The organism is Micromonospora sp. NPDC048999, assembly GCF_040649295.1.
Lineage (GTDB): Bacteria > Actinomycetota > Actinomycetes > Mycobacteriales > Micromonosporaceae > Micromonospora.
Map to the genome: position 1 here is coordinate 336,259 of NZ_JBEZFI010000002.1, position 13,900 is coordinate 350,158.

Annotated in this window: 18 protein-coding genes; 8 read left to right on the top strand and 10 right to left on the bottom strand. The window is 72.9% G+C overall.

Translation table 11 applies throughout. From position 1 onward, the window contains the following. Window positions 1-52: 52 nt before the first annotated feature. The 3 genes from AB0C02_RS06010 to AB0C02_RS06020 are packed head-to-tail and all read left to right on the top strand — an operon-like array spanning window position 53 to window position 1,712. Complete coding sequence (locus tag AB0C02_RS06010) at window positions 53-211, top strand: IS1 family transposase (protein ID WP_121399684.1); 159 nt, start codon at window positions 53-55, stop codon at window positions 209-211. Further along, window positions 208-969 carry a phosphoadenylyl-sulfate reductase gene (locus AB0C02_RS06015; RefSeq protein WP_357541629.1) on the top strand — a complete coding sequence of 254 codons (762 nt, stop codon included), beginning with the start codon at window positions 208-210 and terminating at the stop codon, window positions 967-969. Before AB0C02_RS06010 ends, AB0C02_RS06015 begins: the two co-directional genes overlap by 4 nt. Next, window positions 951-1,712, top strand: coding sequence for a CbiX/SirB N-terminal domain-containing protein (locus AB0C02_RS06020; protein ID WP_357541631.1), 762 nt, complete (start codon window positions 951-953; stop codon window positions 1,710-1,712). Before AB0C02_RS06015 ends, AB0C02_RS06020 begins: the two co-directional genes overlap by 19 nt. A 141-nt stretch (window positions 1,713-1,853) precedes the next feature. On the opposite strand, the gene AB0C02_RS06025 is transcribed toward AB0C02_RS06020, so the two are convergent. Further along, window positions 1,854-2,111 (bottom strand): WhiB family transcriptional regulator, encoded by a 258-nt coding sequence (locus AB0C02_RS06025; RefSeq protein ID WP_088975879.1) that lies wholly within the window; start codon window positions 2,109-2,111, stop codon window positions 1,854-1,856. A 472-nt stretch (window positions 2,112-2,583) separates the two neighbouring features. After that, window positions 2,584-3,534, bottom strand: a complete 951-nt coding sequence (locus AB0C02_RS06030; RefSeq protein ID WP_357541633.1) for a diacylglycerol kinase family protein — start codon at window positions 3,532-3,534, stop codon at window positions 2,584-2,586. A gap of 43 nt (window positions 3,535-3,577) precedes the next feature. Between AB0C02_RS06030 and AB0C02_RS06035 the strand changes: the two genes are divergently transcribed. Continuing rightward, a complete protein-coding gene (locus tag AB0C02_RS06035; RefSeq protein ID WP_357541635.1) occupies window positions 3,578-3,967 on the top strand; it encodes a hypothetical protein in 390 nt (129 codons plus the stop codon). Between the two features lie 47 nt (window positions 3,968-4,014). Here AB0C02_RS06035 and AB0C02_RS06040 read toward each other — a convergent pair whose 3' ends face one another. From AB0C02_RS06040 to sodN, 3 genes are all read right to left on the bottom strand, one after another. Beyond that, the gene (locus AB0C02_RS06040) at window positions 4,015-4,422 is read right to left on the bottom strand and encodes an ATP-binding protein (RefSeq protein WP_357541637.1); all 408 of its coding nucleotides are present in this window, start codon (window positions 4,420-4,422) and stop codon (window positions 4,015-4,017) included. Between the two features lie 32 nt (window positions 4,423-4,454). Next, window positions 4,455-4,964 (bottom strand): GNAT family N-acetyltransferase, encoded by a 510-nt coding sequence (locus tag AB0C02_RS06045; RefSeq protein WP_357541828.1) that lies wholly within the window; start codon window positions 4,962-4,964, stop codon window positions 4,455-4,457. 65 nt (window positions 4,965-5,029) lie between these two features. Next, complete coding sequence (gene sodN / locus AB0C02_RS06050) at window positions 5,030-5,434, bottom strand: superoxide dismutase, Ni (protein ID WP_091197712.1); 405 nt, start codon at window positions 5,432-5,434, stop codon at window positions 5,030-5,032. An 84-nt stretch (window positions 5,435-5,518) separates the two neighbouring features. Between sodN and AB0C02_RS06055 the strand changes: the two genes are divergently transcribed. The 3 genes from AB0C02_RS06055 (at window position 5,519) to AB0C02_RS06065 (ending at window position 8,229) form a co-directional block, all read left to right on the top strand. Beyond that, a complete protein-coding gene (locus tag AB0C02_RS06055; RefSeq protein ID WP_357541639.1) occupies window positions 5,519-5,875 on the top strand; it encodes a S24/S26 family peptidase in 357 nt (118 codons plus the stop codon). 139 nt (window positions 5,876-6,014) lie between these two features. Then, window positions 6,015-7,190 carry an NADP-dependent malic enzyme gene (locus tag AB0C02_RS06060; protein WP_357541641.1) on the top strand — a complete coding sequence of 392 codons (1,176 nt, stop codon included), beginning with the start codon at window positions 6,015-6,017 and terminating at the stop codon, window positions 7,188-7,190. A gap of 76 nt (window positions 7,191-7,266) precedes the next feature. Next, window positions 7,267-8,229: a zinc-binding dehydrogenase gene (locus tag AB0C02_RS06065; RefSeq protein ID WP_357541643.1), complete on the top strand. Its 963-nt coding sequence runs from the start codon at window positions 7,267-7,269 to the stop codon at window positions 8,227-8,229. Between the two features lie 31 nt (window positions 8,230-8,260). On the opposite strand, the gene AB0C02_RS06070 is transcribed toward AB0C02_RS06065, so the two are convergent. Continuing rightward, on the bottom strand, window positions 8,261-9,259 hold the full coding sequence (locus AB0C02_RS06070; protein WP_357541645.1) for an alpha/beta hydrolase: 999 nt from the start codon (window positions 9,257-9,259) through the stop codon (window positions 8,261-8,263). A 159-nt stretch (window positions 9,260-9,418) separates the two neighbouring features. Here AB0C02_RS06070 and AB0C02_RS06075 point away from each other — a divergent pair, with 159 nt between their 5' ends. After that, window positions 9,419-9,589 carry a hypothetical protein gene (locus AB0C02_RS06075; protein ID WP_357541647.1) on the top strand — a complete coding sequence of 57 codons (171 nt, stop codon included), beginning with the start codon at window positions 9,419-9,421 and terminating at the stop codon, window positions 9,587-9,589. 24 nt (window positions 9,590-9,613) lie between these two features. Here the strand turns inward: AB0C02_RS06075 and AB0C02_RS06080 are convergent, their stop codons facing one another. The 4 genes from AB0C02_RS06080 to AB0C02_RS06095 all read right to left on the bottom strand — a co-directional run bounded on the left by AB0C02_RS06080 (window position 9,614) and on the right by AB0C02_RS06095 (window position 13,875). Further along, entirely contained in the window at window positions 9,614-10,735 is a 1,122-nt protein-coding gene (locus AB0C02_RS06080) for an acetate kinase (protein ID WP_357541649.1), read from the bottom strand. A 9-nt stretch (window positions 10,736-10,744) separates the two neighbouring features. Next, entirely contained in the window at window positions 10,745-12,805 is a 2,061-nt protein-coding gene (gene pta, locus AB0C02_RS06085; protein ID WP_357541651.1) for a phosphate acetyltransferase, read from the bottom strand. Window positions 12,806-12,878: 73 nt separating this feature from the next. Next, window positions 12,879-13,586 carry a DUF998 domain-containing protein gene (locus AB0C02_RS06090; RefSeq protein ID WP_357541653.1) on the bottom strand — a complete coding sequence of 236 codons (708 nt, stop codon included), beginning with the start codon at window positions 13,584-13,586 and terminating at the stop codon, window positions 12,879-12,881. A 109-nt stretch (window positions 13,587-13,695) separates the two neighbouring features. After that, complete coding sequence (locus AB0C02_RS06095; RefSeq protein WP_091570976.1) at window positions 13,696-13,875, bottom strand: DUF6104 family protein; 180 nt, start codon at window positions 13,873-13,875, stop codon at window positions 13,696-13,698. Between the last annotated feature and the right edge of the window lie 25 nt (window positions 13,876-13,900).

The following is a 13,900-nucleotide window of genomic DNA, read 5'->3' on the forward strand; positions in this document are numbered from 1 at the left end:
AGCTCAGTGCGTTGGTGCCTCATCGTGGCGCCGAGCGTAGCGAGGTGACGCGATGAGCGAGACCCGGTCCGCGCCGCTGTACTGCCCGTACTGCGGCGAGGAGGACCTGCGACCGAGCGAGGCCGGGCACGGCGCCTGGGAGTGCCACGCCTGCGCGCGGGTCTTCACCGTGAAGTTCACCGGTCTGCTCGGCCGGGCGGTGGCGCGATGAACCTGGCTTCCGCCGCCGACCTGGGCCTGGTAGGGGTCGGCGGACCGGTCCCCGCCGACCCGGTGCGGCGCGACCCGCAGGAACTGCGCGCGCTTGCCGAGGAGGCCGGCCGGAAGCTGGCGGACGCTCCCGCGCTGGAGATCGCCCGCTGGGCCGCCGAGACCTTCGGTGACCGGTTCTGCGTGACGAGCTCGATGGCCGACGGGTTGCTGGCCCACCTGGTCTCCCGAGTCGCGCCGGGCGTCGACGTGATCTTCCTGGACACCGGGCTGCATTTTCCGGAGACGCTGCGGGTGCGGGACGAGGTGGCCCGGCGGCTGCCGGTGAACGTGCGGTCGATCCGGCCCCGGATGACCGTCGGGCAGCAGGACGGCCAGTACGGCCCCCGCCTGTTCAACAGGTCCCCGGACGACTGCTGCCAGCTGCGCAAGGTCGAGCCGCTGGAGCGGGCGCTGACCGGGTACGACGCCTGGGCCGCCGGGCTGCGCCGGGACGAGTCGCCGACCCGGGCCAACACCCCGGTGGTGGCCTTCGACGCCCGGCGCGGGAAGGTCAAGGTGAACCCGATCGCCGCCTGGACCCAGCGGGACGTGGACGCCTACATCGCCCGCCACGACATTCCGGTCAACGAGCTGTTCGGCCGCGGCTACGGGTCGATCGGCTGCTGGCCCTGTACCCGCCGGACGAGGGCGGGGGAGGACCCGCGGGCGGGCCGGTGGGCCATGTTTGAGAAGACCGAGTGCGGTCTGCACACCTGACCCAGGGGCCGCCGGTGGTGCTGGTCGCGCACGGCAGTCGCGATCCGCGGGCGGCCGAGGCGACCCGGGCGCTGGCCCGGGCCGTGGCGGCCGTCCGCCCCGGCGCCACCGTGCTGCCGAGCTGGCTGGACCACACCGACCCCGGGCCGACCGTCGTGCTGCGAGAGCTCGCCGCCGCCGGTCACCGCCGGGCGGTGCTGGTGCCGCTGCTGCTGACCGCCGCGTACCACCGGCGGGTCGACATCCCCGCGGCCGTGGCCGCCGCCGCCGAGGGTGGGCCGTCGATCGAGGTACGGATCGCCGACGTGCTCGGGCCGGCCGACGGGGCGGTGGATGGCGCGCTGCTGGCCGGGTTGCGCCGTCGACTGGCCGAGGCGGCACCCGACGGGTACGACGCCCTGGTGCTGGCCGCGGCGGGCACCAGGGATCCCCGGGCGCGCGGCTCGGTGGGCCGGGTCGCGGCGGCGCTCGGCACCGAACTGGGTGTGCCCTGCCGGGTGTCGTACGCCTCGGCGGCGCCTCCGGCAGCCGGCGTCGCGGTGGCGAAGCTGCGTGCTCGCGGGGCGCGCCGGGTGGCGGTGGCCGCCTACTTCCTGGCTCCGGGCCTGTTCCACGACGCCGTGCGCGCCGCCGCCCGGGACGCCGGTGCGGTGGCGGTCGCCGCGCCGCTCACGGACGCCCCCGACCTGGCCGACCTGGTCCTCCGCCGCGCCACCCACCCCACCCCCGCCCCAGCCCGGTGATCATGAGGTTGGCGGCGGTCGGCGCGATCCACATCGCCGCCAACCTCATGATCGACGCCGAGCGGCTGGGGTAGCCGGGGGCGGACAGCAGCACGCCCCGGCGGGTGGACCGGCCGGGGCGTGCAGTTAGCTGTGGTGCGATCAGGCGGAGTGAGCGCGCAGCACCCGGAGACCGCCGCGGCGCTTCACCGCGCGGCGCTCCTCCTCGCTCATCCCGCCCCAGACGCCGGCGTCCTGACCGGACTCCAGCGCCCACTGCAGGCAGTGGTCGGTCACCGGGCAGCGCCGGCAGACGGCCTTGGCCTGCTCCACCTGCAGGAGGGCCGGGCCGGACGTCCCGATCGGGAAGAACAGCTCCGGGTCCTCGTCGCGGCAGACGGCATCGTGGCGCCAGTCCATGGCGGCAACACTCCTCATTCTTTAGTGGGTGACCAGATAACGCTTCGTTGCTTTTCCGTATGCATCCGCATTGCCGATCAGTGACGGTCAGCATCCATCAATTCGGCGCTGCGTGAGCAGGCTGCAGGCCTCGGGGCCTGCTGGAACAGCTCAACCTGCCGAGCATATCCAGACATTGTCCCGGTAACGCGAGTTCGCTTGTGAATACTTTCACGAACTGTCGCAATGTCAAGGGTGACGCTCGGAAAAACTCCGAGCAGTGAGCGGACTCACCACCCTTTTGTCCGGAATCCAGAGCGCTCTGGTTACCCGGCGTGCCACAGTCGGGGATCAATATAGTACGGTCTGCGTGACGTTGCTGACATTTCCGGCATCCTTTCGTCGGTGTGGCTCCGACACGCCGCGACCTGGAGCCGTCGCCCACCGCTGGGGGGCGGTGGATCGCGCGTCAACCGACGGGAGTACCCGAGACCTAGCAGATTACTCTCAGTGCAGCCGGAACGGATGCAAATCTGACTTTCTCCCGCTCGCCCAGGTAGTCCCCGTCGAGTTGGAAGCCGAGCGGACGGGCCGAGAGCAGGGTGAACTCCGACACGTCGTGCAGCCGGAGCACCTGCCGGCCGTGCGGATCGGGCTGGCTGGAGAAGAACTGCGTCACCGTACGCGTCGTGCTGCCCACCCGGAGTTGCCGCATCGCGAGCACGTCCAGCCCGAGGTCGAACGAGGCCTCCGGGTTCGGGTTGATCTCCCGCTCACCGAGGTAGGTCCAGGGCGCGGTGTTCTGAATGATGACGGTGGCCAGTTCGGCCTCCGCGACCTCGCCCGGGCGCTCGATCGAGATCGAGGGGTGCCGACGGTCCGAGGCGAGGAAGTACTGGCTCACCGTCGACCGCAGGTAGAGCGCCGGTGTGGAGACCCGGCCCTGCCTGCGGGCCTGCTCGACCCGGTGGATCACCGCGGCGTCGATGCCGAAGCCGGCGCAGAAGGTGAAGTAGCGGTCGTCCGCCCGCCCCAGGCCGATGGTGCGGGACCGGCCCAGGCGCAGCCCCTCAAGGATCATGCTGGTCCCGTCGGGCCACTCCCGCGGCAGGCCGAGCGCCCGGGCGAAGACATTGGTCGAGCCCCCGGGAACGGTGGCCAGCGCCGGTAGCCGCTCCGCCGGGCTCTCCCCGGTGCGGAAGGTCGGCGGCTCGGCGGTCATCAGACCGTTGACCACCTCGTTGACCGTGCCGTCGCCACCCAGGGTGACCACCAGGTCGACGCCCTCCTCGGCGGCCTCCCGGGCCAGGTCCGTGGCGTGGCCCCGCCGGCGGGTGTACCGCACCGACAGGTCGACTTCGCTACGCAGCGCCCGGACCAGGACGTCCCGGCTGCGTTCGCTGGTGGTGGTGGCCTTCGGATTGACCACCAGGACGGCCCGCATGGGCGGCACTGTACCGCGCCTACCCACGGGTATCGTGGCGCCCGTGACGATCGACTCCGACCCGGTTCCCGCCCCGCTCCGTTGGGCGGTCTGGCTGCTGCGCGCCGAGGCGGTGGCGCTCGGCCTGGTCGCGGCTTGGCTGATCTGGTCCGACCTGACCACGCACAGCACCGACCTGACGTCGGCGCTGCTGGTGACCGCGTTCGCGGTGGCCGGGGCGGCGGCGCTCTGGGCCCTCAGCGGTGCGCTGCTGCGCCGTCGGTCGGGTGCCCGGGCGCCGGCCATCGTGCTGGAACTCATGCTGCTGCCGGTCGGCTGGTACATGATCCAGGGCGGGCTGAGCTGGCTGGGACTCCCGCTGATGGCGCTCGGCCTCGGGGTCAGCGGGCTGCTGGTCAGTTCGCCGACCAACCGCGCGCTCGGCTTCGACTGACCGGGCCGCCCCCGGGCACCGGCCGCGGACGCCTAACGGCGGCTACGTCAGTAGCCGGAGGCGCGGCGGGTGAGCAGGGAGATGGTGGCCCGTCCGTCGGCGGCCCGGGCTGACGCCGCGGTGGTCAGCGCGGTGAGCACCTTCCACGCGAAGGACGACTCGGCGGGCAGGGTGGCCCCCCGGACGGTCGGCACGGTCACCTCCACGGTGAGCGCGTCCTCGGTGACTTGGAACCGGCAGTCCAACTCGGCGTTACGGGTGGCGATCGCGAGCAGCATCGCGCACGCCTCGTCGACCGCGATGCGCAGGTCCTCGATCTCGTCGAGGGCGAACTGGAGCCGGGCCGCGAGGCCGGCCGTGGCGGTGCGGAGCACGCCGAGGTAGCCGCCGTCGGCCGGCACGGTGAGGTGCACGACATCGTCGTCGATCGTCGGCTGGCCTGTTAGTTGAGTCACGCCTCATCCCCCCGGTGCGGGACTCTACCCGCTCAGGCGTCCGGGTGCCCGGGCGCGGCGGACGCCCGCGCCGCGAGGTCGTGCAGGGCCGCCCCGCTGAGCCGGTACGGCACCCACTCGTCCATCGGCTTCGCCCCGATGGTCGCGTAGAAGCGGGCCGCCGGGTTCCAGTCGATCATCCACCACTCCAGCCGCCGGTAGCCGCGTTCGACGCAGATCGCGGCCAGGGTGGCGAGCAGCCGGCGGCCCACGCCGGTGCCCCGGGCGGCCGGGCGGACGTAGAGGTCCTCCAGGTAGATGCCGTGCACGCCCTCCCAGGTGGAGAAGTTGAGGAACCAGAGGGCGAAGGCCAGCGGCTGGTCCGTCGCGTCCACCGCGACGTGCCCGAAGAGCGCGGGCGCGGGACTCCGACTACTCCAGCTCGGCGCGTCTGACGCCGCGCCGCGACCTGGAGCAGTCGTGAACAGCGCGGCGGCGAGTTGTTCCTCGGTGAGGTGGCACTGCTCGGGGGCCCGCTCGTAGTCGGCGAGTTCGTGCACCATCGCAACGACGGCCGGCACGTCCTCGGGACGCGCCGGCCGGATCGTCGGTGCCGGTTCGAACCGGGTCACGCCTGCTTGGTCTCCCAGAAGATCTTCGAGATCTCGTCGATCTTGGAGAGCAGCTCGTCGGCCTTGGCCGGGTCGGTGGCGCCCTTGGCGCCGGCGGCGCCGGCCATCTTGGTGGCCTCGTTGAAGAGCTGGTGCAGGTGCGGGTACTTCTCGAAGTGGGCCGGCTTGAAGTAGTCGGTCCAGAGCACCCAGAGGTGGTGCTTGACCAGCTCGGCGCGCTGCTCCTTGATCAGGATGGCCCGGGTGCGGAACTCCGGGTCGGTGTTCGCCTGGTACTTCTCGCAGATCATTTTGACCGACTCGGCCTCGATCCGGGCCTGTGCCGGGTCATAAACGCCGCACGGCAGGTCGCAGTGGGCGCTTACGGTCACCCGGGGCGTGAGGATGCGGGGAAGGCGCATCAGGATCCTCCATGGGATGTTTGCAATGATCCAGGCCGACATTACTCCTGGACATGCTCCCTGGCGGGCGGGAGGTGAAACCCGGTGGGTATCCCGGACGGTTCCCCGGCACCCGTGCTGCGCGGTCCGCTGGCGGCCGTGCTGGTCACCGGCCCCTCCATGGCCCCGACGTTGCGGCACGGGGACGCGGTGCTGGTGCTTACCGGGGGTCGGCCGGTACGCCCGGGCGACGTGGTGGTCGCGGTCTTCCGCAGCCGCCCCGACCTGCTCGTGGTCAAGCGGGCGGTCCGTCCGCAGGCCGGCGGTTGGTGGGTACGCGGCGACAACGACCTGGTCACCGACGACTCCCGGGCCTACGGGGTGGCCGACGTGCGGGGCCGGGTGGTGGCCCGGTACTGGCCGCGCCCGGGGCTGGTCACGGGTCGACGGCGCCGGATATGACCCCGGTCACACCCGAGTGACGGGTGCCTGACTATGCTCGGGAGTGCCCGGGTGACCCCCCGCACCGCCGCCCCGCTGGCCGCTGACCATCGCGCGCCGAGCCGGCCGGTCCGTCTGCACGACAGATCCTGGAGTCACCATGCCTACGTCCACCCCGGACCCTGCTGATCCCGTCTTCCGGCTGCACGCCGGCGGCAAGATGGCCGTCGCCTCGACCGTTCCGCTCGCCAGCCGGGAGGACCTCTCCCTCGCGTACACCCCGGGGGTGGCCCGGGTGTGCGAGGCGATCGCCGCCGATCCCGACCTCGCCGACGACTACACCTGGGTGTCGCACACCGTCGCCGTGGTCACCGACGGCTCCGCCGTGCTCGGCCTGGGCAACATCGGCCCGCGCGCGGCGCTGCCGGTGATGGAGGGCAAGGCGGTGCTGTTCAAGCAGTTCGCGGGCGTGGACGCGGTACCGATCTGCCTGGACACGCAGGACGTGGACGAGATCGTCGCAGCGGTCCGGGCGCTCGCCCCCTCGTTCGGCGGGATCAACCTGGAGGACATCAGCGCCCCGCGCTGCTTCGAGGTGGAACGTCGGCTGGACGAGGCGCTGCCGATCCCGGTCTTCCACGACGACCAGCACGGCACGGCGATCGTGGTGCTGGCCGCGCTGCGTAACGCGGCGACCCTGCTCAACCGCAAGCTCGGAGATCTGCGGGTGACGGTCAGCGGGGCCGGCGCGGCCGGTGTCGCGGTGACGAAGATGCTGATCGCCGGGGGAGTGAACCCGGACCAGGTGGTCGTCTGCGACTCCAAGGGCATCATCGGTCGGCACCGCGAGCTGACCGGCGCCAAGGCCGAACTGGCGGAGACCACCAACGCCGACGGCCGGCAGGGCGACGTCACCGAGGCGCTGCGCGGCGCGGACGTGCTGGTCGGCGTCTCCGGCGGGCAGATCCCCGAGGAGGCGGTGGCCGGGATGGCCCCGGGCGGCATCGTCTTCGCGCTGGCCAACCCCACCCCCGAGGTGCATCCCGAGGTGGCTGCCCGGCACGTCGCGGTGGTCGCCACCGGGCGCAGCGACTACCCCAACCAGATCAACAACGTGCTCGCCTTCCCCGGTGTGTTCCGCGGCGCGCTGGACGCCGGGGCCACCCGGATCACCGACGGGATGAAGGTGGCCGCGGCCGACGCCATCGCCAACGTCGTCGCCGAGTCGCTCACCGCCGAGGCGATCGTCCCCTCGCCGCTCGACCCGCGGGTCGCCCCGGCGGTCGCCGAGGCTGTCGCCGAGGCCGCCCGCCGCGAAGGGGTCGCCCGCCGCTGAGGTGTAAGGAAGGGCCCCTTCTTATCGCATTTCGCATGGGCGGGGCCCCTTCTTAACGCCTGCTCGGCTTGTTACGGTGCGGATCATGCGTGCCGCCTATGCCTCCGCCCTGGACGCCGACAACCCGCTCACCGCGCTGACCGTCGGCGACCGCCCCGAGCCGACCCATCCCGATCCGGACTGGGTCACCGTGCAGGTGCGGGCGAGCTCGCTCAACCACCACGACCTCTGGTCGCTGCGCGGGGTGGGGCTCACCGGCGACCAGCTCCCGATGATCCTCGGCTGCGACGCGGTCGGCACCGACCCGGACGGCAACGAGGTGGTCATCTACCCGGTGGTGCCCACCCCGGGCGACCCGCGCGGGGTCTCCATCCTCTCCGAGCACTTCTCTGGCACCTTTGCCGAGCGGGTGGCCGTACCCCGGATGAACCTGCTGCCGCTGCCGGACGGCCTGTCGGCGACCGACGCGGCCTGCCTGCCCACGGCCTGGCTCACCGCGTGGCGGATGCTCACCACCAAGGGCCGGGTGGCCGAGGGCGAGTCGGTGCTGGTGCAGGGAGCCGGCGGGGGCGTGGCCACCGCGGCCGTCGCGCTGGGTGTCGCGCTCGGCAAGCGGGTGTACGCGACCAGCCGGGACGCGGCGAAGCGGGAACGGATCGCCGAGCTGGGCGCGACCGCGCTGGCACCGGGCGCCCGGCTGCCCGAGCGGGTCGACGTGGTGATCGAGACGGTCGGGGCGGCCACCTTCGATCACTCGCTGAAGTCGGCGGCGCCGATGGCCCGGATCGTGGTCTCCGGCGCCACCACCGGTCACGAGCCCAAGGTCAACCTGCGCCGGGTCTTCGCCATGCAGCTGGAGATCCTCGGCACCTCGATGGGCACCCCGGGCGAGCTGACCGAGCTGCTCGCGTTCTGTGCCGAGCACCGGGTGCGCCCGGTGCTCGACAGCGTGGTGCCGTTCAGCCGGATCGAGGACGCGTTCGCCCGGCTCGCCTCGGGCGACGTCTTCGGCAAGGTCGTCATCGACCACACCGCCTGACGCCCCAAGATCCCGCCGCGTACCCACCTGGTCAGGGGGGAAGGCGGTTGGTGAGGGTGGTGACGCCGGGAAGTTGGGCGTCGGCGGGGAGGCGGTGCAGGGCGGCCCGGTCGTCGTAGAGGGTCCACCGGAGGAAGTCGGTGGTGGTGGCGAGGATCTGGGCGAAGCCGGAATGGCCGGGCGTCAGGTACGCGCCGTGGTTCTGGCCGGTCAGGCTCAGGAAGGCGGCCGGTCCGGGCGCGTGGGCGTACGCGGCGCGGCCGACCGACTCCGGCACGGTCGGGTCGGCGCTGCCGTGCACGAACAGCAGCGGCGCCACCGGGCCGGCGAAGCTGCCGGGCAGCTCACCGCCGGCGAGCACGATCCCGGAGCGCAGCCGGGCCGAGTGCCCCGAGGTGAACATGCCGGCCGTGGTGTAGCCACCAGCGGAGTGACCGGCCGCGGCGATCCGGTCTACGTCCAGATGCCCGGCGAGCGGGTCGCCCCGGTGGGCGTCGAGGCGTACCAGCTCGCGGATCAGCCGCCAGCAGTCGGCGGGCTGGTTGCGGACGTCATCCCGGGTGAAGTCCCGGGCCCGCAGGTTGGTACGCGGAAACGTCGGCGCGGCCACCACAAAGCCGGCGGCGGCCCAGCGGGTGATCAGCGGCGCGTGCATCTCGGGAAGAGCGCGCAGCCCGTGGCTGTAGATCACCACCGGGAACCGCCCGGCGGCCACCGGCGCGCCCGGCCGGACGACGGGCGCGTCCTGAGCGGCCGGCGGGGCCGTGGACGCCGCCGGCGGGGTGGCCGGGACGGGTGCCGTCGCCGGCGCGGGCAGCGTGGCGGGCACGACGGCCGGATACCAGACGGTGACCGGTAGCGGTCGGGGGCCGTCCGGGTCGACGACGAAGTGCTGCACGCCGACGGGGTACGCCCGCTGCGGGGTGTGCCGGACGGCGGACGGGTCCGGATCGCCGGTCGTGACGGTGGCCGGCCCACAACCCGCCAGCAGCGCCGTCACCAGCGCGGCGACCAGCCGCTGAACCTTCACGTCTTCACCGTAGGCGGCCAGCCGGTCGGTGCGGCCCGGACGTCCGGACCAGGCGCCGCCACCACCTGGCCGACGTGCCTGGGCCGTGCGGACCGTTGTTGTCGGCACCGGCACGGCGGGACACCGTCCGGGCGGACGACCTTCGCTAAGGTCACGCACATGGCTGAGAACTACACCGACCAGAGCGGCAACACGGCCCAGTTTCGCGCCTTCGTCGATTCACCCGACGCGACGGCGACGGCGGAGGCTCCGTCCCGGCTGCCGTTGATCGCCGGCCTCGGCGTCGTCGTCGTGGTGATCGCCATCGTCGCCTGGTTGGCGCTCAGCTGATCCCCCGGCCGGCAAGCCGGCGGCTCAGCCGCGCGAGGCGAGCACCTTCCGGGTCTCCCGGGCGATTTCGCGCTCCTCGTCCGTGTTGACCACGCAGACCGCGACCTCGGCGCCGTCCGGGGAGATCACCCGGTCGCCGCTGCCGTCGTTGCGGACCGGGTCGACGGAGATCCCGAGCCGCTCCAGGCCGGCCAGCGACGCGGCCCGGACCGGCGCGGCGTGCTCGCCGACGCCGGCGGTGAAGGTGACCGCGTCGAGCCGCCCGAGCAGGGCGTAGTACGCGCCCACGTACCCGGTGATCCGGCGGCGGTAGACGTCGAAGGCGAGCGCGGCAGCCGGGTCGCCGGCGTCCCGCCGGGCCAGCACCTCGCGCATGTCGTTGACCCCGGTCAGGCCGAGCAGGCCGCTGCGGTGGTTGAGCAGGTCGTCGATCTCGTCCACCCCCATCCCGGCCTCGCGCCGCAGGTGGAAGATGACCGTCGGATCCAGGTCGCCGCTGCGGGTGCCCATGACCAGGCCCTCCAGCGGGGACATGCCCATCGAGGTAGCCACGCTCCGCCCACCGCGGACCGCGCAGGCGCTCGCCCCGTTGCCCAGGTGCAGGGTGATCGTGTTCAGCTCCGCGTACGGCCGGTCCAGCAGCTCTGCGGTGCGGCGCGAGACGTACGCGTGCGACGTGCCGTGGAAGCCGTACCGGCGGATGCCCCACCGCTCGGCGGTGTCCCGGTCGATCGCGTAGGTGGCGGCGGCCTCGGGCAGCGTGTGGTGGAACGCCGTGTCGAAGACGGCGGTCTGTGGGATGCCCGGCAGCGCTTCCCGGGCCACCCGGATGCCGGCCAGGTTCGCCGGGTTGTGCAGCGGCGCGAGCGGCACCAGGTCCTCGATCGCGGCGATGACGGCGTCGTCGATCAACACCGGCTCGCTGAACTTGCGCCCGCCGTGCACCACCCGGTGCCCGACCCCGGTCAGCCCGCCGAGGTCGAGCCGGTCGATGATCTCCCGTACCGCGCTCTCGTGGTCGACCGGCCCGCCGCCCGGCTCGCCGATCCGTTCGACGGTGCCCTTGTCGCGGACCTCCTCCCCGTCGTAGAGCCGGTATTTGACCGACGACGAACCGCAGTTGAGGACCAGGATTCGGTCGCTCACGGGGCCTCCTTAAGACGACGTGGCGGCCTGGATGGCGGTGATCGCCACCGTGTTGACGATGTCCGGCACGGTGGCACCCCGGGACAGGTCGTTGACCGGGCGCCGCAGGCCCTGCATGACCGGGCCGACCGCCACCGCGCCGGCCGAGCGCTGCACCGCCTTGTACGTGTTGTTGCCGGTGTTCAAATCCGGAAAGATGAACACGGTCGCCCGCCCCGCCACCGGGCTGGCGGGCAGTTTGGTGGCCGCGACCTGCGGGTCGATCGCCGCGTCGTACTGGATCGGGCCCTCCACCAGCAGCTCAGGCCGGCGCTGGCGGACCAGCTTGGTGGCCGCCGCGACCCGCTCCACGTCCGCGCCGAAGCCGGAGTCGCCGGTCGAGTACGACAGCATCGCCACCCGCGGCTCAATGCCGAACCGGGCCGCCGTGTCGGCCGACGAGATGGCGATGTCGGCGAGCTGGGCGGCGTCCGGGTCCGGGTTGACCGCGCAGTCGCCGTAGACCAGCACCCGGTCGGCGAGCAGCATGAAGAAGACGCTGGAGGCGACGGAGACGCCCGGCACGGTCCGGATGATCTCGAAGGCCGGCCGGATCGTGGCCGCGGTGGTGTGCGTGGCGCCCGACACCATGCCGTCGGCCCGCCCGCAGTGCACCATCATCGTGCCGAAGTAGTTGGGCTGCGCCACCATGTCGTGCGCCAACTCGACCGTGACGCCCCGGTGCGCGCGGAGCTTGGCGTACTCGGCGGCGAACTCGTCCCGCCACTCGCTGCCGGCCGGGTCGACCACCTGCGCGTCGCTGATGTCCACGCCCAGCTCCCGGGTACGCCGGGCGACCTCCGCCGGTCGCCCCAGCAGGGTGAGGTCGGCGACGCCCCGGCGCAGCAGGATCTCCGCCGCGCGCAGGATGCGCTCCTCCGCGCCCTCCGGCAGCACGAGCCGCCGGCGCCGCGCCCGGGCCCGGTCGATCAGGTCGTTCTCGAACATCAGCGGGGTGACCCGCCCGGAACGGCTGACCCGCAGCCGGCCGGCCAGGTCGACGGTGTCCACGCAGCGTTCGAAGGCGCCGAGCGCCGCCTCCACCTTGCGTGGGTTCGCCGTGCTGGGGCGACCCTCGATCCGGCTGGACGCCGAGACCGTGTCGTAGCTGTCGCTGGGCACCGAGAGCACGGCCAGCCCGGTGTTCAGCCGCTCGACCAGCCGCATCGCCCGCGGGTCGGGCTGTTCGCCGAGGGTGAGCACCAGGCCGGCCAGGGAGACCTGCCCGGCCACGTGCGCGGCGCCGGCCGCCACCAGCAGGTCGGCCCGGTCACCGGGGGTGATCATCAACGCCCCGTCGGTGAGGTGGTCGAGCAGGGTGGGCACGTGCGCCGCGCCCACCACGTAGTCGAGCACGTCCCGCTCCAGCGCGGTGTCGTCACCGGAGAGCAGGGTGGCGCCGAGCGCCGCAGCCACCTCGGCCACCGTCGGCGCCGACACGGCCGGCACCTCCGGGATGGCGTACGCGGGCACGGGCAGCTCGGGCAGGGTCATCGGCCCGGGTACCCGGTTGGCCACCACGGCCACCACGGTCGCGCCCAGGTCCTCCAGATCGTGGTACGCCCCGCGTACCGCCGCCGCGATCGCCTCGGGCTGCTGGCCGAACCCGTCGACCACCGGCACCACCACGCTGCCGAACTCGGTGGCCAGCCGAGCGTTGAAGGCCAGTTCGCGGGGGCCGGCGCCGTCCCCGTCGGCGAAGTCGCTGCCCACCACGACCACCGCCGGGCAGCGCCGTTCGACCTCGCGGTAGCGGGCGACGATCCGGGAGATCAGCTCCTCCCGCCGGCCGTCGGCGACCAGCGCGGTGGCCTCCGCGTACGTCGAGCCGTGCAGCTCGGAAACCGGCAGCTCCACGCGGTAGCGCTCGGTGAGCAGGGCGAGGATGTGATCGGGGCCGGTGCCGGGCACCAGCGGCCGGAACGCGCCGATCCGCTCGACCTGCCGGGACAGCAGCTCGGCCAGCCCGAGGGCGACCATCGACTTGCCACCGCCCGACCCCACGCCGGTCAGGTACACGCTGCGCGCCACGACCTCACGCTACAAGATCGCGCGGCCCCTCGCCCGGGTCCTTGTGCCCGTCGGCCGTCGGCCCGCTCCAGCGTCAGGGCGTCGTCGGCGCGACCGGCCGAGGGTCCGGGCCCGCGCCGACCTCGTCGACCGACTCCGCGGCCCGCAACAGCGCGTCGCTCTTCGCCACCCAGCCCGCCCCGAACGCGAACACGGCGACCGCCTCGCACCACAGCAGCGGCCTGAGCGTCCGCTGTACGTCCGCGGGGAGTTGCGTGCTCACCAGCGCGAGCGCGACCGCCGCCAGGATGAGCCCGCCGCAGACGCGGTAGAACCGGACGGCCGACCGGGAAGGCGGCACCCCGACCCGGTCGGGGCGGGTGAAGAGAACGAGGCAGAAGGCCGCGAGGAGCACGAAGAGCGCCGCGGCGGCGACCTGGTGCACCATGCCGACCATCCGGTCGTCGTGGCTGGTGACACCCGCCGGCCCGCTCGCCGTGGTGGGGAAGAGGGCCACCGTGATCGCCAGCAACCCGGCGACGGTGCCCAGCGCGTCGTCCGGCCGGCGGTACCGGTAGGCGATCAGGAACACCCCGATGGCGCACAGCGAGCCGACGAACACGTTGCGCATCTCGGTGTAGTAGTAGGCGCTGAGCGAGTCGAGCAGGGTGAGCCGGCGGACCGCGACCAGGTGACCGACCACCAGCACGACCGGCAGTGCGATGCCCACGGATCCGATGCCGAGGCGCAGGTGGCGTACCGTCACCGCGTCCTGCGGCGGCTTGTGGGGTTCAGGATTCATCTCCGCCTCCCTGGCGTCGGGCGGCGTGTGGTCCGGCGCGTCCTCGTCGGACCCTGGACGCTGCCTTCCAGTTGACGCCAGGGAACGGCCCGCCGTCAACCCGTCACGTTCAGTCCTCGTCCTCGTCGTCGAGGCGGGCCAGCCAGGTGGCGAAGCGCTCGATCGGGGTCTCGAACTCGGGGTTGAGGTCGACGAAGTCGCGCAGCCGCTCGCCCAGCCACTCCAGGCTGACCTGCTCGTCGCCCCGGCGCTCGACCAGCTCCTCGATGCCACGGTCGGTGAAGTACATGTGCGTCCTCTCGGAAAGGGAAGGG